We start from the raw sequence: 19,437 nt of genomic DNA on the forward strand, positions 1-19,437 counted from the left end.
GGTGACCACCTTGCGGGCGCTTTTTAACGTTTATATTCTAAAAATTAGATATGAATCATATTATAATTTTTTGCAAATTCTTTCCCTGGTACTTTTTTGATTGGGAAAGTAGGAAGCGCCCGCAAGGAGTGCACCTACGGCTATTGATGCTTTTCGTTAAATTAGACGAATTTATAATGGCATAAAAAAGAGAAGCGCCAGCCGGGGGCCGTGCTTCTCTTGGCGTTCTGAAAAACAGAGCGGTTATTATGCGACGTTGACTGGCAAGCCAGTTTTGGCCGATTCGATGGCTGCGAACATCAGCGCCAGGGTCTTGAGGTTTTCGCGGCCCGATGTTTCGGGAATGCTGTTGGTACTGACGGCCTCGGCAAAGGCGGCCAGGCTACCGGAACGATCAAGCGCGGTCAACTCGGGCAGAGCAAGGGGCGTCAGTTCGGTTTCGCCCAACAAGCGTATGGCAGCGCCTTCGGGCAACTCGCCACGGCTGGTCCAGATCAATTCGCCCTTTTCGCCTTCCATACGCCACTCACCGGACCAGTTAGTCTTGGGAGCAGTACTCACCCAGCTACCACGGTAGTTGACGACCGCACCACCATCAAAGGTAATGGTCATCGCACCTTCGGCGGGCTCATCATATTTGCTCCAGGCGGCATTCCAGGTTTTACAAGTGACCTGAACCGGCTCCTGCCCAATAACCAGGCGCATCAGGTCAAAGTGGTGAATCGACATATCGGCCAGCAATGGCTCCCAGATGTGGTAGTGACGATGCTCAGCAACAGGAGCGATATTGTCATAGCGTCGGAAATCAAGGTTGATACTACCTAGTCGCCCGATTTTCTGCTCAGCTACCGCTGCTGCAGCGGCTCGCGCGGCTGGCTGGAAGCGATAGTTCTGACTGATCATTAAAAGGCGCCCGCGCTGCTCGGCCAGTTCGACCAACTCACGCGCTTCAGCTACTGTGGGAGCGAATGGCTTCTCCATCAATACGTGCTTATCAGCCAATAAGGCGGTCCGAGCACTGGGCACGTGGCCTGGCAAACTAGCTGTCACCAGCACTGCATCCGCTGGCACAGTCTTGAGCGCTTCATCCAGCGATGTAAAACAACGATCGGCGGGCAAATTCAAGCGCTCGCGTGCGGCCTCCAGGGCTGTTGCGTCGATCTCCACCCATGCGGTAGTCTCAACGTCCTTATTTTCGGCAACAACGGTCCGGGCCCAGTTCTGGCCCCACCCACCAAGTCCAACATGGATAATTTGTAGTGTCATAATGATTACGATTCTCTCTAATTGCATTATAGCGAGATAGCGATTAGCAAACATCACTGTTTTAACTGTACACTGCTCGCTCAGTGAATAAATACAGTAGTTGCCAGTACAATCAATAGCGAACATGCGCATAGTTCAAACTGATTGATTGCTAGCAAGCTTGCCACTATTATCGCACCAAGCCCAGGTATTGTATAGACCTCTGCCTATCCAAAAAGGCAGGCAGAAGTCCCTTTATCGGCCAGTAGCGAGCGGTCATATCCCTTTCAACTAACGTGTAAAAGCGGCCGGTACGCCACCATCTACAGTAATCATGCAGCCAGTGGTCTTGGCGGATTTAGAGGAGGCCAGAAAAGTAATTGCATGTGCAATGTCGTCGGGAAAAACGTTAACCAGCAGGGTAGTGCGTTTACGATAGTATTCTTCTAGCTGGTCAGGCTCAACGCCGTAGGCTTGCGCCCGCTCATTGCGCCAGCGCGAGTTCCAGATGGCCGATCCCTGTAATACGGCATCTGGTAGGACCGAATTGACGCGGATGCCAAACTCGCCTCCCTCGACAGCAATACAGCGGGCCAGGTGCGCCTCGGCGGCCTTGGCGGTACTATAGGCGGCGGCATTTTTTCCGGCGTAGACGGCGTTTTTGGAGGTGATAAAGACCATGCTGCCACCGAGGCCCTGGATTTTCATCTGGCGGAAAGCCTCGCGGGCAACCAGAAAGTAGCCGGTGGCCAGGATATTGATGTTAAAGTTCCAGTCCTGCAGCGAGGTTTCGTCGAACGGGCTGGAGGCCGCGATACCGGCGTTGTTCACCAGATGATCCACGCCACCGTAGGTTAAAATGGTTTTAGCGAAACAGGCAATAACGGCGTTTTCGTCTGTGACATCAACCTTGACGGGAAGGACACGGCCCTCACCATAGGTGGCATTAAGCTCATCGGCGACCTTCTGGGCTCCTTCCAGGTTGATATCGGCCAGCACCACATGAGCGCCTTCGTTGAGGAAATGGCGCGCTGTGGCGCTTCCAATACCACCGGCCCCACCAGTGATCAAGGTTACCTGGCGCGAGAACTCAGCTTCGGGCGGCTGCAGAGTCAATTTATAGAGTTCCAGTGGCCAGTACTCAATAGCATAAGATTCTTGCGCATTGAGCGAGGTGAAGGTTCCCAGGGCCTCGGTTCCCTTCATAACCGAGATGGCCCGCTGGTAGAGCGCATCGCTGATCCGAGCCATCGCGCGCGATTTTCCTGTGTTGATCATGCCAATACCAGGGATCAAGATAACACGTGGAGCGGGAGTTGTCATGCTATCGCCAGCGCTCTTGTACTGCTGGAAATATTCCGCATAGGCCTGCTTATATGTGGCAATACCAGCCTTAACGCGCTCGATCAGGCCCGCGGCATCTCCAGCCTGCGGTGCCCAATCGACAAACAGCGGTACACGCTTGGTGTGCACCAGGTGGTCCGGGCAGGCTGCACCGACCCGGGATAGTTGCGCCGCGTTTTCGCTGTTGACGAATTGTAAAATTTCGGGGGTATCGTTGTAGGTTGTCAGCATGCGCTGCTCCTGGCTGACCTCACCTCGAATCACGGGGAGAACCTGTACCAGGAGGCTGCGCCGCTCTTCGGTCGTCAGCGACTGGTATTTTTGACCGCCAAAGAGCGGCTGATTGCGTGCCGCAGCCTGCTCTTCAATATAACGCTGGGCCTCGTTAATAACTGAGATAGTATGAAAATAGCTTTCTTCGCTGCTATCGCCCCAGGTTACCAGTCCATGCTTCTCCATTAGCACCAGTTCGGCACGGGGATTGTCGCGTACGGCGTCAGCGATCATTTTTGATAATGAAAAACCCGGGCGAATATAAGGCACCCAGACAAAGCGGTCGCCATAGATTTTTTCGGCGATTTCCTTGCCTCCTTCTGTGCAGCACAGGCTGATAATCGCATCAGGATGGGTATGGTCAACATGCTTATATGGCAGAAAAGCATGTAAGAGTGTCTCGATTGAGGGGCGGGGATGTTTGGGGTCCAGCATGCAGTGTCCCAGGTACGCCACCATATCCTCATCAGACATCTGGTCGCGCTCTTGCAAGGGATGAATATCTTCCAGGTTAAGCGCGGTAAAGTGGCGGGCTTCCATAGTAGCCAGGTCTGAGCCGCTGCCTTTCACCCATAATACCTCAACATCACGGCCACGAAAATCTTTTTCGACTGTTTTGATCGAGGTATTGCCACCACCCCAGTTAGCGACCGAGCGATCACTGCCCAGCAAATGGGAACGATAAACCAGCTCTTCCAGGGCGTTGCGCGCCTGAGTCGCTTCTTCTTTGTTCCAGGCATTTGTTACCACGAGACTCTCCTTTTTCATCGAATAATAACGATCCATCTTTGAAATATAGTGACTATTCAACGAGAATGACTGAATAGTTGCAAAATGTGCTTAAAAAATTACCATTTCATAATTGGAAAATGGATTGCTGTGATGTTATGTTTCAGCAATCCATACCTGTACGTTAGCGTTGCGCAGTTGTTCGATCATCTGTGCGGGGGCCTTATCGTCGGTGATCACCATTTTTAAGCGCTCGACCTCACAAAAGGTAGCGAAGGCTACCTGGCCCCATTTCGTATGGTCCACCAGGGCTACAACTTCATGGGCAGCCTCAACAAGAGCACGCTTGAAGGTCATCTCCTCGCTGCTGACTTCGGTCAGGCCCTCACTCAGGGTCAGGCCACGAGCTCCTACAAAAGCCGTCTGGATATTGATACGCTGCAAAACGGGGGTTCCCCAGCTACCGACCAATGAAAATGATTCGCGGCGCAACATGCCGCCCGGCGTCAATACCGAGATGCCAGGGTAACCAGCCAGTTCCATGCTTGCTCGTACACCATTAGTAACAATACTCAGCTCTTGCCTATTCAGGAGATGGCGTGTCAACGCCAGCGCGGTCGTGCTGGAGTCAATCGCGATAGAATCTCCATCACGTACCAGCCGCGCTGCCAGCAACCCGATACGATCTTTTTCTACCCTCTGCAATTGCCTGCGGATATCAAACGCGGGCTCGGCATAGATTGAACGAGCCAGTATAGCGCCTCCATGTGTACGTACAATCAGTTTACGCTCTTGTAGCCAGGTTAGATCTTTACGGATGGTGACGGCAGAGACCAGAAAGAGCTCGCTCAGATCCTGTACAGAGAGGCGCGGATGCTCCTCCAGGGTGCGCGCAATTTGCTCTCGGCGCTCATATGTAGCGTTGATACCTGGATCCGTAATTTCATTTCCTTTCATTTCGATACTTCTTATGCTCATTTCGCAATCTTTTTTGTTTCAAAACGTACACTTATTGGGGTACCATATTACCTGTATATTTGTCAAGTGAGGTTTCATTCGCCTCTTATTGACAAATCCGCGCAAGCATCCATGCCTTTATGTGCTTGTCTTTTTTAACTTTTTACCAACTGCTGGCCCTGCCATTCTTGAAAAAAATAGTGTACACTGCATTTTAACAGCAGGCTTAGTGCATAAACCTGTAGCGATAGTGAATAGCATTAGAAGGATGGTTGGAGCATAATGCCGAGAACCAAGCTGGGCATCATCGGTTGTGGCAAAATTAGTGGTATTTATCTTGAAGCCAGAAAGCATTTTGATAATATCGAGGTCGCCGCATGCGCGGATATAGATATGAATCGCGCTCGCAGTCAGGCCGCTGCCTATGGTATTCCTCGCGCGTGTAGCGTTGAGGAAATTTTGGCCGATCCTGAGATTGAAATTATTGTCAATCTTACTATTCCTAAAGTTCATGCCGAAGTGGCGCTGGCAGCTATTCAGGCGGGCAAGTCGGTATACGGCGAGAAGCCGTTGGCCGTCAATCGGACCGAGGGTCGTCAGATTCTAGAGGCCGCTAAAGCAAAAGGGGTACGGGTTGGCAGCGCACCCGATACGTTCCTGGGTGGCGGTCTGCAAACCTGCCGCAAATTGATCGATGATGGGGCCATTGGAGAACCCGTCTCGGCCAGTGCCTCCATGCTCAGTCATGGCCATGAGAGTTGGCATCCAGATCCTGAGTTCTACTATCAGCCCGGGGGCGGCCCACTTTTTGACATGGGGCCCTACTATTTGACGGCCCTGGTTTCGATGCTGGGTCCAATTAATCGTGTGACCGGTTCAGCGCGAGTGACATTCCCGGAACGCATCATTACTAGCCAGCCAAAGAATGGTCAGAAGATCCAGGTCAAGACGCCGACGCATATTGCTGGCGTGATGGATTTCACCAGCGGAGTGGTGGGAACATTGGTGACCAGCTTCGATGTCTGGGCCAACCATGCGCCTTTGATTGAAATCTATGGCACCGAGGGGACGTTGAGTGTGCCAGATCCCAATACCTTTGGTGGCCCGGTTAAAATCTGGACACGCCAGAATCCACAGTGGCAAGATGTCGAACTGACCCATGGCTATACCTCGAACAGCCGTGGACTGGGCGTGGCGGATATGGCTCAGGCTATGCGTAGCGGCCGACCACATCGGGCCAGCGGTGAGCTGGCATATCACGTGCTGGATGCTATGCAAGCCTATCTGGATGCCTCGCTGGAAAGCAAGCATATCGAGTTAACCAGCACTTGTGAGCGCCCTAAAGCGTTGCCCGTCGGGCTGACCAATGGCCAGATAGACGCCTGACCAGTTCCAGACCAGAAAATGATCAGAAAAAAGCAGGCATATAAATTATGCCTGCTTGCCAAATATATGCTACAGTTTATATGATAGTAAAGAACGAAAGAACTTTTGACAGCTTAGAGCGGTAGGGCTTCGTACAGGCGCCATTCAGGGTTCAACTCGATCTGCCCATAGGGCTTTTCACCGGCAGCGCCGGTGCGCAAAACGATACGCGTCTCCTTACCATCGACCAGCACCCAGAGATCGTTACGATAATCGTAAGAGCAATCCTGCAACCAGCTGGTTTGTGCATCTACCTGTGCTTCAATCGTTCCTCTAAGTCCTTTAATATTGACCAGGAGGCCGCGTCCCCGACCAGTATCGGCGATGGTGATGTAGTCTTCATTAAGTATACGGACCGAGTGTGGATGGTCCAATCCGTCCAGAACTACCTGCCAGTTGCCGCTCTCTCGATCAATGGCGATCACGCTGCCCTGGTGAAAGAGGGTGGCCAGGATTGTTCCGTCAGGCAGTTCAGCGACCGAGTTGACATGGGTGGTTTGGGCCAGTGTGCCAAATTTGACGCCTCGATAGTCTTCATCTTTATTGATGTAGCGAGGCTCTCCATTAGGTGTCAATTCAAAGCCATGCTCGATCGCCCACCAGTCCCAGAGGCGCTCGCCGCCCTCGGAGAACTCGACGATGACGTCCAGGCCGGTGCTGGCCACCAGGTAGCCACGCTGACTACGCGATAGAGAATGCAACAAGTTAAATGAAGGAAGGCTGATGGTTGCAGCATGTACCGAGGACAGATCTCGCGACACGCGATGTACATCGTACATGGTAGAGACCAGGAAGCCGTCGCTGGCGGCTACCATACCTGCAGGCATTGACAGGGCCAGGCTGGCCTGGACCTCACCTCTGTCGTTGAGGAGGCAGAGTAAACCACCCTGGTCATCTTTCGGCTTTTGCAGGCTACCCAGTACAGTGACAGGACATTCCGTTTGTTGTTCTTGCTGGGCTTGTTTGTTCTGAGCCCAGTGATTTTTCAACATAGAATGCTTTGTCGAGATGCAACTCAGGAGAAAATCCATGTGTTTACTCCTTACATATTTCAATGAAATTTAATGTTTAATGACTGTAAAAAGGTTGACAGAGTGATCCCCTGGCCTTATAGTAATTACAATACTAGTTTGTTGATCTACTATATCAACATAACCGTCTAAAATGCAAGGGATAAATCTGCCATATTTGGTAGTACAAAGCGACTATAAAGGAATTTTAGAGTGTTCCCCGGCCGCCTGCGGCGGCCGGGAGGGGGAAGAAGCCGGGGGCACAGCCCCCGCGCCCCTGTCAAGGGGCTGGCCGCCCCTTGCATCCCCGCTCCAGAGGGCGATTGATGGATGTGTCGGGGTTCTGCCCCTGCTAAGGGACCTACGGCCTTTGATTTCCATTTTGGTTTTTTGATGATAGTCGCGCAGTCTCAAAGGAGATGTTAATGAGCACACCCGATCAGGATAAGAGCGAACAGGAACAGACTCTCTTACACCTTGGGCCTGGTGAAGGTAGTAAGGTAGAGCATATTAAGGTTGAGAGCAATTACTTGCGTGGTCAGATTGTTGAGGAATTGGCTCAGGATACGCCTCGTTTCACAGAGGATCAGGTGCAGCTTATTAAGTTCCATGGCATGTACCAGCAGGAGGATCGAGATGCTCGCCAGGCTCGTAAGGCGGCTGGAGCGGAGAAGGCGTATCAGTTTATGATCCGTTCGCGTATCCCCGGGGGAGCGTTGACGGCGGAGCAGTATCTGGTACAGGATGATTTGTCGGAACGCTATGGCAATCAGACGATGCGCATTACGACGCGCCAGAGTTTTCAGCTGCATGGCATCCTCAAGGGGAATATCCACGCTACGATCCATAAGATCAATGAGTCGTTGCTTTCGACACTGGCAGCCTGTGGAGACGTTAATCGAAATGTGATGGCCTGCCCCGCTCCTGTTTCTAGCCGTGCGCAGGCTCAGATTCAGGAAATCGCGCATAAGCTGGCTATGCATCTGGCACCAAAGAGTTCGGCCTATCATGAGATCTGGGTGGATGGCGAGAAGGTTCACTCCAGCGAGGATACAGACGAGACTGTTGAGCCCATGTACGGCCAAACTTATCTGCCGCGAAAATTTAAAGTTGGTGTGGCCTATCCCGGGGATAACTGTATAGATGTCTTTACGCAGGACATTGGTTTTGTGGCCCGTGTGGAAGATGAGCAGCTGGTTGGCTTTACAGTAGTCATCGGCGGTGGTATGGGAGCCACCCATGGGAAGAAAGATACCTTTCCGCGCCTGGGCAATCCGTTGGCCGATGTGACGGTTGAGCAGGTACTCAAAGTAGCGGAGACCATTATTACGGTGCAGCGTGATTATGGGGATCGTGCCAATCGCCGCCACGCGCGAATGAAATATGTGGTTGAGGAGCGGGGCATTCCCTGGTTCCGGCAGCAGGTAGAAGAGCGCCTGGGCTATCAGCTGAGCGATCCCAGTGAGGTGCATTTTCATGATGTGGATCATCATCTGGGCTGGCACCAGCAATTCGATGGCAAGTGGTTCCTGGGCCTACATGTTGAAAACGGCCGTTTGAAAGATACTGAGACGCTGCGCTTGAAGAGTGGACTGCGGACTGTGATACAGGAGTTCCGTCCGAATATTCGCCTGACCCCCCAGCAAAATATTCTGCTGATCGATATTCCCTCTGAGCAGCGCGCGGCCATCGAGGCACGCTTGCAGGAGTTCGGGATCATGACCGATCCCGAGGCGATCGGCGCGTATCGGTACGCGATGGCCTGTCCCGCCCTACCAACCTGTGGCCTGGCGGTCGCGGAGGCAGAACGCGCCCTGCCAGGAGTGGTTAAGCAGTTGGAGACGAACCTGAACGAGCTGGGACTGGCAGGTGAGAAGATCAGTTTCCGTATGACGGGCTGCCCCAATGGATGTGCGCGACCGTATATGGGGGATGTGGGTTTTGTGGGACGCTCCAAAGATCTCTATAACGTGCATGTCGGCGGCGACTGGCAGAATACGCGCCTCAATACGGTCTATGCGCAGAATGTCAATGTGAAAGATATTCCCGCGCTCCTGCAGCCGCTCTTTACGCTGTGGCGCGATGAGCGCCAGAGTGGAGAGGAGGGCTTCGGCGATTTCTGTCATCGCGTTGGTATTGAGCAACTGAAAGAGCGTGTGACGGCACAACCAGCGGCAAGGTAAAGAGACGATGCCAGACTATTATCCCATCATGCTGGATGTACATGACCAACCAGCACTGGTCATAGGTGGCAATGCGGTCGCGGCTGAGAAGGCCGCGGCCCTCAGTGCCGCCGGAGCGCATGTCACCGTGCTGAATCCAGAATTTTGCGCAGAGCTGCATGACCTGGCGCGCAGTCCTAATGTGACGCTGCGTCATAAAGCTTATGAGTATGGAGATCTGGCGGGAGCATTTGTGGTAGTAGCGACGGCAACCTATGAGCCTGAGCTGGCGGAAGCTATCTGGCATGAAGCACAGCAGAATAATCAACTCGTGAATATCGTTGATCTACCCGCTCGCTGCAATTTTATTGTGCCCTCAATCTTACGCCGGGGCCAGCTGACAATCTCCGTTTCCACGGGAGGAACCAGCCCTGGCCTGGCGAAGCGTATTCGGCAACAGCTCGAAGCACTCTTTCCGGTGGAATATGCGACATATATGCGCCTGGCCTCTATTGTGCGAACCTATCTGCGCCAGGGCGGCCTGACCTATGCACAACGGGATGAGTTCTTTGGTGAGTACTTTATCTCGGATATCCTGGATCTGTTAATTGAACAGGATAAGATCAAGGCTTTTGACAGCGCCGTGCGCCTATTGCGTCGCTACCACATCGATATCTCCGTGTCGACCATTATCCATGATATGAAAGAGGCAGAACATGAGCATTGATACCGATTCTGCTTTTCAGAGGCACCACGTACAATCGTCCGCGTTCAATAACAATGCTGAGCCCGCTGGCAGCACAGCGGGCAAAGTGTATTTAATTGGAGCAGGCCCTGGCGATCCTGAATTAATGACAGTTAAAGGTCTGCGCTACCTGAGAAGCGCCGATGTCGTACTCTATGACCGCCTGATCAATCCAGACCTCCTCCAGGAGGCGCGGTCCGATGCAAGCTTGATCTATGTCGGGAAAGGTCCAGGCTGCCATAGCATGCCCCAGGAACAGATCAATACGATCCTGGTGGGCCATGCGCGGCAGGGATTGATCGTGGCACGCCTGAAGGGCGGCGATCCTTTTGTGTTTGGGCGTGGTGGTGAGGAGGCGCTGGCACTAACCGAGGCACAGATCCCCTTTGAAATCGTGCCCGGCATCACGTCGGCCATCGCCGTGCCGGCCTATGCGGGCATTCCAGTAACCCATCGCGACTATACGACATCTTTCACTGTCGTCACTGGACACAAGGGGCGTTCGGCTTCGCCCGCTGTGAACTGGCGAGCGCTGGCCAGCCTGGGTGGGACTTTAATAGTGCTGATGGGCGTCAAAGCCTTGCCCGATGTCACCCGCCACCTGATCGAGGGAGGACTGGACCCGGCGACACCAGCGGCGGTAATTCAAGAAGGGACAACACCGCAGCAGCGCATGGTAACAGCTGCGGTGGCGGATATCGCAGAACGGGCGGCCGAGGCTCAGTTGGAATCGCCAGCCCTGACTATCATTGGCTCGGTGGTGAGCGTTGCGGAGGCATTGGCCTGGTACAATTCAAGTAATCGGGCGCAAGGCCCGAATCTATGAGGGGGGATCGGGGCTGCGGAATCGCTCGTCTAGCATGGCACTTGATCGATATGATACACTGGTAGAAAGCGCATAAGTCCCGTTACAACGTTGTGATAGGACTTGTGTCTTTACAACATTCCGCCACGTTTTTATTTCCCCACTCCATTAATAGAAATCACACCAGGGATCTGACCGCTGACATATTCTTCTTCTCATTTCGGGCCAGCCTCTTTAAGTTCCGACAACCTGCCTCTGTGAGGCTTTTTTGGCTATCCTCACATATGATACATAAATTAGCTTAAACCGTGTGAATGATTGATTTCCAGAATAATTTAACCCATTTAACATACCCTTAACATTTAGATAACATAGAAGCACTACAATGAAACAGGGATGGTTCAGTATGTTAAACCTATCCCATTGGAAATGTTAACGAGGAGACGACAATTTTATGATCGTCGAAGATAAGTCGCTAGATACGCATTCGACAAACCGTGCACATTCGTACGCTGTGCTTGAACAATTAGATAATAGCACTCTCTCTGGCTTTCACCTGAAAGCCATGATTACTTCAGGGATGGGGTTCTTTACAGATGCCTATGATCTCTTTATTATCGGAGTTGCCCTCTCTATCCTGACCCCTCTCTGGCATCTCAATACATTTGAAGTTTCTCTCATTGGTAGCACATCACTGATTGCGGCAGCACTCGGCTCTATCATCTTCGGTCGCATTGCAGATTTCGTTGGCCGGAAAGCCATCTATGGCTTTACTCTGATTGTCTTAGCCGCAGGAGCCATTGCTTCAGCCTTAGCACCTAACCTGATCTGTCTCTTAATCTTCCGCTTCATCCTGGGATTGGGCATCGGCGGAGATTACCCTTTGAGTGCGACATTGATGAGCGAGTATGCTAATCGTAAGGATCGTGGTAAGTTGATTACCATGGTCTTCTCCATGCAAGGCGTTGGCCTGGTGCTGGCTCCATTGATCGCGATCATTCTACTGAGTCTGCATCTAGACAATGATCTGGTCTGGCGCTTGATGCTGGGTATCGGAGCAATTCCAGCACTGGCAACTTTTTATCTGCGTCGTCAGATTGCTGAAACTCCACGCTTCTCCCTGACAATAAATGGGGATCTTGAGGCGGCCACACACACCGTAGGACAGGTTATTGGCTCTCCCAACGACGTACGTGTACAGGAGAAGAAAGCTCAGAGCAGAGAGCAAAAGAAAAAAGAGAAGAAGAAATCCTGGCTCTACCTGCTCTTTACGCCTCGCTACCTGAAGTGGTTGATCGGCACCGCCGGAACCTGGTTCTTGCTCGATATCGCTTACTACGGGACAACTATCTCAAGTCCTTTAGTTCTTAAGTTGCTTAACCCTCATGCTCAGCTGATTACCAATACGCTCTATACGCTGATCATCTTCCTGGTCGCGGCTGTACCGGGTTATATTCTGGCCGCCTTCACGATTGACCGCCTGGGCCGCAAATGGATTCAGTGCGTTGGCTTTGGAATGATGGCGCTGGCCTATCTGCTGCTGGCCTTTGTGCCGCAGTTGACCACGATTACGGTACCATTCCTTTTAGCATATGGCGTCAGCTACTTCTTCACCGAGTTTGGTCCCAACGTGACCACCTTTGTCTATCCAGCCGAGATCTTTCCGGTGATGGTACGCAGTACGGCCCATGGTCTTGCTGCCGCCCTGGGTAAAGTTGGAGCCTTTATTGGCGCCCTGGCTTTCCCGATCATTCTGACGCAATATAAGCTTCCTGGCGCGATGCTGATTGCCGGCGTCGTCTCACTCCTGGGCCTCATCCTGACAGTGTTTACGTTGCCCGAACCGATGGGACGCTCGCTGGAGGAGATCTCTGAGGAACATACCCTGCTTACAAAATAATAGGTTTGTCCATGTTTAAATCGGGCGTAAGACCCGCATCTATGGGCGTCATCCCATAGATGCGGGTCTTACGCCCGATTTGTCGCTCTATGGGCACTCGGTTTGGGTTAGAAGCGCACAGGCAATAGCCAGCGCAGCGGCGGGAGGATCTGCTGGACTACGGCCAGGTGATCGTAGTAACCTTGCTGCCTGACAATTAAACCGTCGGCCAGCATAAACACGCTCACGCCGTCGACCTGAAAAGGTCGAGAGAGCCAGCGTAGCCAGCGATGCCCTCCCGGTGTGGGACTCTGGCCCTGCGTGGTCCAGGTAACCACGGCTCGCGTCTCGCTGGCACATACATATTCAGTTGGCGTGTAGGTAATGGTGGGCATGGTGCGGAAGCGTTGCTCAAACCAGCCTCGAATAGCCTGCTTGCCGCGCCGGGGATATTTCATACCAGCGTCGTAGAGCTCAGCATCCTCACGATAGAAGGCAACAATGGCCTCCACATCATGAGCATTAAAGGCCGCAATCCACTGTTGTGCTGGCGACTGCATAGGATCAGCGGGCTGGCTTTCATCGATGAGCGACATAGTTTTCCCCCTCTCTAGTTCCTTCTTTTATACCATATTGTCTGGCCGCCAGTGATATAGCCCGCGCCGTAGCTGAGAAACTTTCAACTCTAACCACTCGTATCAAATAGAAGTCACGCAGCGCTAACAATCTCAAGAGGCTCGATACATAGCATATCAAATGCGCGGAGCTTTTCTATCAAGTAAGTGCTATCATGACTGGCAAAACGAAGGATAGGCTGAGATGAAAGGGATTTCCCCAGAGGTATAGTTACTACGCTGGAGGAAATATCACATGGGCGAGCATAAAGATGAGCTACCAAAAGTAGAGACTGAGCCCATCTCAGAAAAAGAGAAGCAGCAAGAGAAGAAAGAGCTGATGGATGCGGCCAAAAAGGCTGCGAAAGCCGCTCCGAAACGTTCCTCATCCGGAGATGAATTAGAGGGTGTAGAGACTATTTCGCGCGAACAGGCGGAAAAGGAAATGAAGCAAGCCATCCGGAAGCTAAGGGAATCCGAAAAGAGACGTTCGTAGGCTACCAGAATTACAGATCAAGCACCTGAAAATCTTGCCAGGACTTTCAGGTGCTTTTTGTTGTGAGGAACGTTGGGATGCGCCTCTATAATGCGAATATCAGCAGAATTAAACGGAATCATAGGATATGAACGACAAGAAGGGGGCAATTAAGGCATAAAAACACCAGTTTCTCAACCAAAATGGTACAGTAGTATTATAGGCCATTCCATACGCCTGGAAAGATCACCGCTGGCTGCACTCGCACCAGGGTATTTTTGTATGCTACAGGCATGGTGCAAAATTGTAATGCTGTAGAATAGTATGGTACATACGTTTAGTAATTGCATGGTTTCTTCCATTTTTTCCTGCAAAGACATATCTATAGAGATGCACGACCAATCACGCATAAAGAATCAGAATATACGTTATCAACACTAAGGGGAGGCAACCATTGACCACTTCGACAGATCGCTGGATCGATGATGCAACATTTCATGAGGATGTGGGTTATATAGAGTCACTCTGGCAGCAACGTTCAATTGGTACAATCGAGTTGCCGCTCATCGATATTGGCAGGGGTGAACCTCTCGTTTTTGTGCCCATCCTTGAGCACCTGGAATTTGTCTATTCACGCCAGGTGCGCCAGATGAGCAAGTCCAGGCGCGTGATCCTGTACCGCCGCCAGGAGATGCGTACGACACCGTTTGGCCTCAATGATCGGGCGGAAGAGTTGCGCCAGGTTCTGGATGGCCTGAGCTTAGAGTGTCCGGATCTGGTAGGGCATGGGGATGCGGCGATGGTGCTATTTGAGTTTGCCCTGCGCTATCCGCAACGCTGCCGCTCACTAACAATTATTGCTCAGGGGGGCGATTATCGGATCACACCACATCCTTTTATCTGGTTCTTGCATGAGTTGCTCTATCGCCTACCTGTAGAACATGTGTTGCCCGCCTCTATTTTGCGCGCCAATGTCATCAACTATATTATGTCGCATAGCATGGATAACCGTACGGCGCCCTCCCTACCCCGCCATCTGATCGAGGAACAGTTCTGCAAGATCACTCAGTGGCCTTTTGTCTATAAATGCTCGGTCCTACCTATTATCCACAATTTTGATATCCGCAAGCGCCTCAACGGGCTCACCATGCCCGTTTTATTGATCAACCGTACCGATGATGTCCTATCGCCAGAAGCAAAGACGCGCTGGCTGGCCCGGCACTTACCTAATTGTGCGGGCTACCATGTCGTTTCTGGTAGGGAGCGTTTCTTTATGTATTCTCGTGCGGAGACGGTGACTCCATTAATAGAAGCATTCCTGGCGGCAAGCAATACCAAAAGAGGTCCACTTAAACAGCTACAACAATAGAGCAACGGGAGAAGCGAATGGATGCAACCCTGACTTCGCCATTGCGGCGCGTTGTGATTACTGGCCTGGGAGTAGTAGCCCCAAATGGCATTGGGAAAGAACCGTTCTGGCAATCCTGCCTGACTGGCCGCTCAGGGTTGCGGCGCATTACGCGCTTCGATGCCAATCTCTTACCTTCTCAAGTTGCGGGCGAGGTAGACGACTTTGATCCGCTACAACTGGGCCTGACCTCTGATGAGATTACGTCAATGGATCGCGCTACGCAGTTTGCGCTGGCTGCCGCCAATCTGGCGCTGGAAGATGCTCAGGTAGGCGGCGCTCTGACCAGCACGATACGTGAGCGCATGGGAGTGATGATGGGACTGGCCCTGGCCTGTGTAGAAGAGGGGGAACGCCAGTGGGTTCGTATGACCGACCAGGGCGCGCGGCCTCCGCGCCTGGTGACGCAGGAAGCGCTACCAGCATCGCTGATGATGTCGCATGCGGCCGCCAGCAGTATCGCGGCCCACCATCATCTACATGGTCCCTGCCTGGCGATTGCCACAGGCTGCTCGGCGGGAGCGGATGCGATCGGACAGGCGTTCTGGGCCATTCAGGAGCAACAGGCCGATCTGATGCTGGCCGGTGGTACAGACTCGGCGATCAGCTATGCGGTATTAGACGTTTTCTGCGTGATGGGAGCCCTCAGTACCAGATACAATGACACCCCTACCCGCGCCTCCCGTCCCTATGATTATGGACGTGACGGTTTTGTGATGGCCGAGGGAGCCGGCGTCCTTCTATTGGAGGCGCGCGAGCATGCTCTGGAACGCGGAGCCCACATCTACGCCGAGATCCTGACCTTCGCTTCAAATAGCAATGCCTATCATATGACGTCTCTACCAGCTTCGGGTCAGCCATTGCAGCGCCTCTTACGACAAACAATGGCCGAGGGACAGGTTACGCCGCAAGAGATTGATTATATCAATGCCCATGGCAGTTCAACGCAGCCCAATGAGCGCGCTGAGACGGCCGCATATAAGGCGGTGCTGGGCGAACATGCGGCCCGCATCCCAATCAGCGCAACAAAATCGATGCTAGGTCATAGCCAGGGGGCTGCCAGTGCCATCGAGACCATCGTGACAGCCCTGGTACTGGATCAGCAGGTTATCCCGCCGACCATCAATCAGGAGGTGCCTGATCCCGAGTGCGACCTGGATTATGTGCCCAATAGTTCGCGGCCAGCCAACGTCAGGTTGGCGTTGACACATTCAAGTGGCTTCGGAGGCGTCAATAGTGCATTGTTGTTGGGGAGAGCGGATTGGGATGGGTGGCATGAATAACAGACAACAGAGACGCGTTGTGATTAGTGGTCTGGGCGTGGTGGCTCCCAATGGCATCGGTCAGCAGGCATTCTGGCACGCAACAAGCAACGGTATCTCAGGTATTAGTGCACTTCGCCACGAGGGCGAGATTCCCATTCGTGTGGCGGGCGTGGTGCGTAACTTCCTGGTTGAAGACTACATTGAGCGCAAGCTGGTTCATCGTACCGATCGCATGACGCATTTCGCGCTGGCCGCCATTCAGGAGGCGCTGCAGGATGCGCATCTTCACCTTGACCAGGAGGATGCGGAGCGCGTGGGGGCGGTGATCGCCAATACCATGGGTGGCGTCGAGTTTGTCCTGCAGCAGATAGAAGCGCTCTATACGCGTGGACCACGCTTTGTGAGCGCCTACACGGCCATTGCCTGGCTCCATGTAGCCACCATCGGGCAAACAGCCATCCGCCACCATATCCAGGGCTATTGCAAGACACCCGTCAACGACACCGTCGGTGGACTCGATGCGCTGGGCATGGCGTACAGGGCCATCCAGCGCGGAGCAGCGGACATCATCATTGCGGGCGGCAACGAGGCCTTTCTCAATCCCTTTATCCTGCTCATCCTGGCGCAGCAGGGTCAATATGTGACCGGTGATGATCCAACGGCCTATCGTCCCTTTGATCGCCGGGCCTCCGGGCTCATCCTGGCCGAAGGGGCCGGTATCTGCATCCTTGAAGAATACGAACATGCCAGGGCGCGCGGGGCCACCATCTATGGCGAGATACTCGGTTATGGACAGACCAACGATGCCTGTGGCCTGCAGCCTCCTTCAGAAGATGGTACGCGCTATGCCAGGGCCATCTGCCAGGCTTTGCAGGCCGGAAATATCCCCACTGAAGATGTGACTTATCTGAGCCTGGATGGCCGCGCCCTGCCAGCCTCGGATCAAGGGGAAAGTGAGGCGTTGCGCCAGGTGTTTGGTGCACTGCTGCCACACATTCCAGCCAGTGTGCCGCGCAGCATGTTTGGCCATAGCTATGCCGCCGCCGGTGCTATCGATGCCATTACGGCGCTGCTGGCCCTGAAGCATGGCTGTATTCCGCCCACTCTCAATTGTGAGGAACTTGATCCCCAGCATACGTTTCAACTTATCCGCGATCAAGCGTATCTCTTGCCAGAAGAAAGCCGCCAGCGACCAGGGGTGGCGATTGTGGGTGGACGGGGCACGGGGGGAGCGAATGTTGCCTTAGCACTACGGAAGGGAAGCTAGCTGTGCGTGTGGCTATCGTCGGGGCGGGTCCAACCGGATTGGTAGCCGCCAACCTGCTCGGTCAGGCGGGGATTGAGACGCTGCTGCTGGAACGCAATGCTGGCCTGGGTGAGCAGCCCAGGGCCATTACAATCGATGATGAGGGGCTGCGCATCTGTCAGGCGATCGGGCTGGCGGATGAGATATGTGCCCATGCATTGCTCAAGCGCGAGGCCCACTATGTCTCACAAGGGCGCTACCTGGCCAGGATCGCTCCAACACAGCAGCCATATGGCCATCCACAGATCTCGACCTTTTATCAACCGGCGCTCGAAACTATCTTCCTGCGTGGTCTGGAGCGCTTCCCCTCTGTGTCCACCAGCTTTGGGCAGGTGCTTGAATCATTCACGCAGGATGCACATGGCGTGCGCCTGCAGCTGCGCTCTCAGGATGGTCGGATGCAGACTATTGACTGTGATTATCTGCTGGCGTGCGATGGTGGCCGCAGTGGTATCCGCCAGCAGCTACAAATCGCGCTGCGCGCGCCTGGTTTGCACGAACTCTTCTTATCTCCAATCAGCCAGCCCCACCATATCTCCAAAAGGCAAAGCCGCCAGCCACGCCGACAGCGCACCCAACGTTGGCTGGTCGTGGACACGATCGACAACGGAGACGGCAAGGACCCGATTATCTTCTTCTGCAATCCGGCGCGACCGGCGGTTACTGTCCCATCTCCCAATGGAGGGCGACGCTGGGAGTTTATGCTGAAGGCTCACGAACATGAGGAGCAATGGCTGGACGATGAACGCATTGCCAGCGCAATCCAACAGGCACTGCAGACGTTACCGGAGCCGACCGCCACGCAGCAACATACGCAATCAGCACGTATCCTGCGCAAGACCGTGTATACCTTTCATGCTACGGTTGCCAAGTCCTTTGCCGTGGGATGTGTCTTTCTGCTGGGCGATGCGGCCCATTTGATGCCGCCCTTCGGGGCCAGGGTATGAATAGCGGGCTGCGTGACGCCTATAACCTGTGCTGGAAACTCGCGCTGGTCCTCCAGCAGCAGGCCGCGCCACAGCTTTTGCATACCTACCAGCAGGAGCGTCGTCCCCACGTCATACGCATGATCACTTTTTCGTCCCTGCTCGGCAACTTCATTATGCCCACGCAGCCAGTTCTGGCCTTTCTGCGCGACCATGTCTTCCTGAATATTCAACGCATTGCGTCGCTGCGGCGCTGGCTGTCTGAGATGCAGGTCAAGCCACAGCCCACCTATCGCGCCGGACTGCGCTTCGCTGGCCGGTACAGTGGGCAGCTACTGCCGCAGCCCGTGGTCTGCACCTCCACAGGACAGCGATTCCCACTGGACCAGGTTTTGGGCAATCACTTCTGTATCTTTAGACTATGGGATGAAGATGGTGCGGCTACGCGGCCAGGCAACAATGCGCTCTGGAGCCGGCTCAATGCCCACCACATCTATCTCTGTCCCACACAGGCTGCCCTGAAGCGGGCGCGTAAGCTATCCACCGACGCTGGCACCACATACATATGGGATGGCAGCGGCCAGCTGCCGCGCCTCCTTCAAGGAGATCCACAAATGGTGATGGTCGTGCGGCCCGACCGCCACATCATGACCACCTACCCCACATCCCAATGGGCCCGCGTTGAAAAACGGATAGCCCGGTATTTCGGTCAAAACGATCCCATAACCCCATAGGTTCGGACCTTGCGTCCGATTTTTCCTCCCCCTACTATAACGTTCCCTTTAACACGATACCGTACGGAGGGGTGGATCGCGTTTGGGCACGATATATGGGGAGGTGCGATGCCACGGGGGAATGGAGCGCCCGGG

14 protein-coding genes and 2 pseudogenes are annotated in these 19,437 nt (G+C 53.6%); 11 read left to right on the forward strand and 5 right to left on the reverse strand.

Annotation, left to right across the window (positions count from 1 at the left end):
• Positions 1-246: 246 nt before the first annotated feature.
• From JMI88_RS07225 to JMI88_RS07235, 3 genes are all read right to left on the reverse strand, one after another.
• The gene (locus JMI88_RS07225; protein ID WP_201361119.1) at positions 247-1,266 is read right to left on the reverse strand and encodes a Gfo/Idh/MocA family protein; all 1,020 of its coding nucleotides are present in this window, start codon (positions 1,264-1,266) and stop codon (positions 247-249) included.
• 270 nt (positions 1,267-1,536) lie between these two features.
• Positions 1,537-3,630, reverse strand: coding sequence for a bifunctional aldolase/short-chain dehydrogenase (locus JMI88_RS07230; RefSeq protein WP_201361120.1), 2,094 nt, complete (start codon positions 3,628-3,630; stop codon positions 1,537-1,539).
• 117 nt (positions 3,631-3,747) lie between these two features.
• Positions 3,748-4,548: a DeoR/GlpR family DNA-binding transcription regulator gene (locus JMI88_RS07235; protein ID WP_201361121.1), complete on the reverse strand. Its 801-nt coding sequence runs from the start codon at positions 4,546-4,548 to the stop codon at positions 3,748-3,750.
• A 282-nt stretch (positions 4,549-4,830) separates the two neighbouring features.
• Between JMI88_RS07235 and JMI88_RS07240 the strand changes: the two genes are divergently transcribed.
• Entirely contained in the window at positions 4,831-5,934 is a 1,104-nt protein-coding gene (locus JMI88_RS07240; RefSeq protein WP_201361122.1) for a Gfo/Idh/MocA family protein, read from the forward strand.
• 113 nt (positions 5,935-6,047) lie between these two features.
• Here the strand turns inward: JMI88_RS07240 and JMI88_RS07245 are convergent, their stop codons facing one another.
• Positions 6,048-7,004: an aryl-sulfate sulfotransferase gene (locus JMI88_RS07245; protein WP_201361123.1), complete on the reverse strand. Its 957-nt coding sequence runs from the start codon at positions 7,002-7,004 to the stop codon at positions 6,048-6,050.
• A gap of 404 nt (positions 7,005-7,408) precedes the next feature.
• Between JMI88_RS07245 and JMI88_RS07250 the strand changes: the two genes are divergently transcribed.
• From JMI88_RS07250 to JMI88_RS07265, 4 genes are all read left to right on the forward strand, one after another.
• Complete coding sequence (locus tag JMI88_RS07250) at positions 7,409-9,166, forward strand: NADPH-dependent assimilatory sulfite reductase hemoprotein subunit (protein WP_201361124.1); 1,758 nt, start codon at positions 7,409-7,411, stop codon at positions 9,164-9,166.
• A gap of 7 nt (positions 9,167-9,173) precedes the next feature.
• Positions 9,174-9,872 carry a precorrin-2 dehydrogenase/sirohydrochlorin ferrochelatase family protein gene (locus JMI88_RS07255; protein ID WP_201361125.1) on the forward strand — a complete coding sequence of 233 codons (699 nt, stop codon included), beginning with the start codon at positions 9,174-9,176 and terminating at the stop codon, positions 9,870-9,872.
• The gene (cobA, locus tag JMI88_RS07260) at positions 9,862-10,716 is read left to right on the forward strand and encodes a uroporphyrinogen-III C-methyltransferase (RefSeq protein WP_201361126.1); all 855 of its coding nucleotides are present in this window, start codon (positions 9,862-9,864) and stop codon (positions 10,714-10,716) included. Before JMI88_RS07255 ends, cobA begins: the two co-directional genes overlap by 11 nt.
• A gap of 433 nt (positions 10,717-11,149) precedes the next feature.
• Positions 11,150-12,595, forward strand: coding sequence for an MFS transporter (locus JMI88_RS07265; protein ID WP_201361127.1), 1,446 nt, complete (start codon positions 11,150-11,152; stop codon positions 12,593-12,595).
• Between the two features lie 107 nt (positions 12,596-12,702).
• Here the strand turns inward: JMI88_RS07265 and JMI88_RS07270 are convergent, their stop codons facing one another.
• Positions 12,703-13,170 (reverse strand): nuclear transport factor 2 family protein, encoded by a 468-nt coding sequence (locus JMI88_RS07270; RefSeq protein WP_201361128.1) that lies wholly within the window; start codon positions 13,168-13,170, stop codon positions 12,703-12,705.
• A gap of 274 nt (positions 13,171-13,444) precedes the next feature.
• Here JMI88_RS07270 and JMI88_RS07275 point away from each other — a divergent pair, with 274 nt between their 5' ends.
• The 6 genes and pseudogenes from JMI88_RS07275 to JMI88_RS41215 form a co-directional block, all read left to right on the forward strand.
• A complete protein-coding gene (locus JMI88_RS07275; protein WP_201361129.1) occupies positions 13,445-13,684 on the forward strand; it encodes a hypothetical protein in 240 nt (79 codons plus the stop codon).
• A gap of 433 nt (positions 13,685-14,117) precedes the next feature.
• A complete protein-coding gene (locus JMI88_RS07280; RefSeq protein WP_201361130.1) occupies positions 14,118-15,032 on the forward strand; it encodes an alpha/beta fold hydrolase in 915 nt (304 codons plus the stop codon).
• 17 nt (positions 15,033-15,049) lie between these two features.
• Entirely contained in the window at positions 15,050-16,354 is a 1,305-nt protein-coding gene (locus JMI88_RS07285; protein WP_201361131.1) for a beta-ketoacyl-[acyl-carrier-protein] synthase family protein, read from the forward strand.
• On the forward strand, positions 16,347-17,603 hold the full coding sequence (locus tag JMI88_RS07290; protein ID WP_201361132.1) for a beta-ketoacyl-[acyl-carrier-protein] synthase family protein: 1,257 nt from the start codon (positions 16,347-16,349) through the stop codon (positions 17,601-17,603). The genes JMI88_RS07285 and JMI88_RS07290 overlap by 8 nt, the downstream gene beginning before the upstream one ends.
• Positions 17,604-17,611: 8 nt before the next feature.
• Positions 17,612-18,663, forward strand: a pseudogene (locus tag JMI88_RS41210) (FAD-dependent monooxygenase); the annotation flags it as partial.
• A gap of 243 nt (positions 18,664-18,906) precedes the next feature.
• A pseudogene (locus JMI88_RS41215) lies at positions 18,907-19,302 on the forward strand (hypothetical protein); the annotation flags it as partial.
• Positions 19,303-19,437 lie beyond the last annotated feature (135 nt).

This window comes from Dictyobacter formicarum (assembly GCF_016587435.1).

Coding starts and splice junctions, on each gene's coding strand:
- JMI88_RS07270 (WP_201361128.1), bottom strand. CDS start 13,170: ATGTCGCTCATCGATGAAAGCCAGCCCGCTGATCCTATGCAGTCGCCA.
- JMI88_RS07275 (WP_201361129.1), top strand. CDS start 13,445: ATGGGCGAGCATAAAGATGAGCTACCAAAAGTAGAGACTGAGCCCATC.
- JMI88_RS07230 (WP_201361120.1), bottom strand. CDS start 3,630: ATGAAAAAGGAGAGTCTCGTGGTAACAAATGCCTGGAACAAAGAAGAA.
- cobA (WP_201361126.1), top strand. CDS start 9,862: ATGAGCATTGATACCGATTCTGCTTTTCAGAGGCACCACGTACAATCG.
- JMI88_RS07245 (WP_201361123.1), bottom strand. CDS start 7,004: ATGGATTTTCTCCTGAGTTGCATCTCGACAAAGCATTCTATGTTGAAA.
- JMI88_RS07240 (WP_201361122.1), top strand. CDS start 4,831: ATGCCGAGAACCAAGCTGGGCATCATCGGTTGTGGCAAAATTAGTGGT.
- JMI88_RS07290 (WP_201361132.1), top strand. CDS start 16,347: ATGAATAACAGACAACAGAGACGCGTTGTGATTAGTGGTCTGGGCGTG.
- JMI88_RS07285 (WP_201361131.1), top strand. CDS start 15,050: ATGGATGCAACCCTGACTTCGCCATTGCGGCGCGTTGTGATTACTGGC.
- JMI88_RS07225 (WP_201361119.1), bottom strand. CDS start 1,266: ATGACACTACAAATTATCCATGTTGGACTTGGTGGGTGGGGCCAGAAC.
- JMI88_RS07265 (WP_201361127.1), top strand. CDS start 11,150: ATGATCGTCGAAGATAAGTCGCTAGATACGCATTCGACAAACCGTGCA.
- JMI88_RS07235 (WP_201361121.1), bottom strand. CDS start 4,548: ATGAAAGGAAATGAAATTACGGATCCAGGTATCAACGCTACATATGAG.
- JMI88_RS07250 (WP_201361124.1), top strand. CDS start 7,409: ATGAGCACACCCGATCAGGATAAGAGCGAACAGGAACAGACTCTCTTA.
- JMI88_RS07255 (WP_201361125.1), top strand. CDS start 9,174: ATGCCAGACTATTATCCCATCATGCTGGATGTACATGACCAACCAGCA.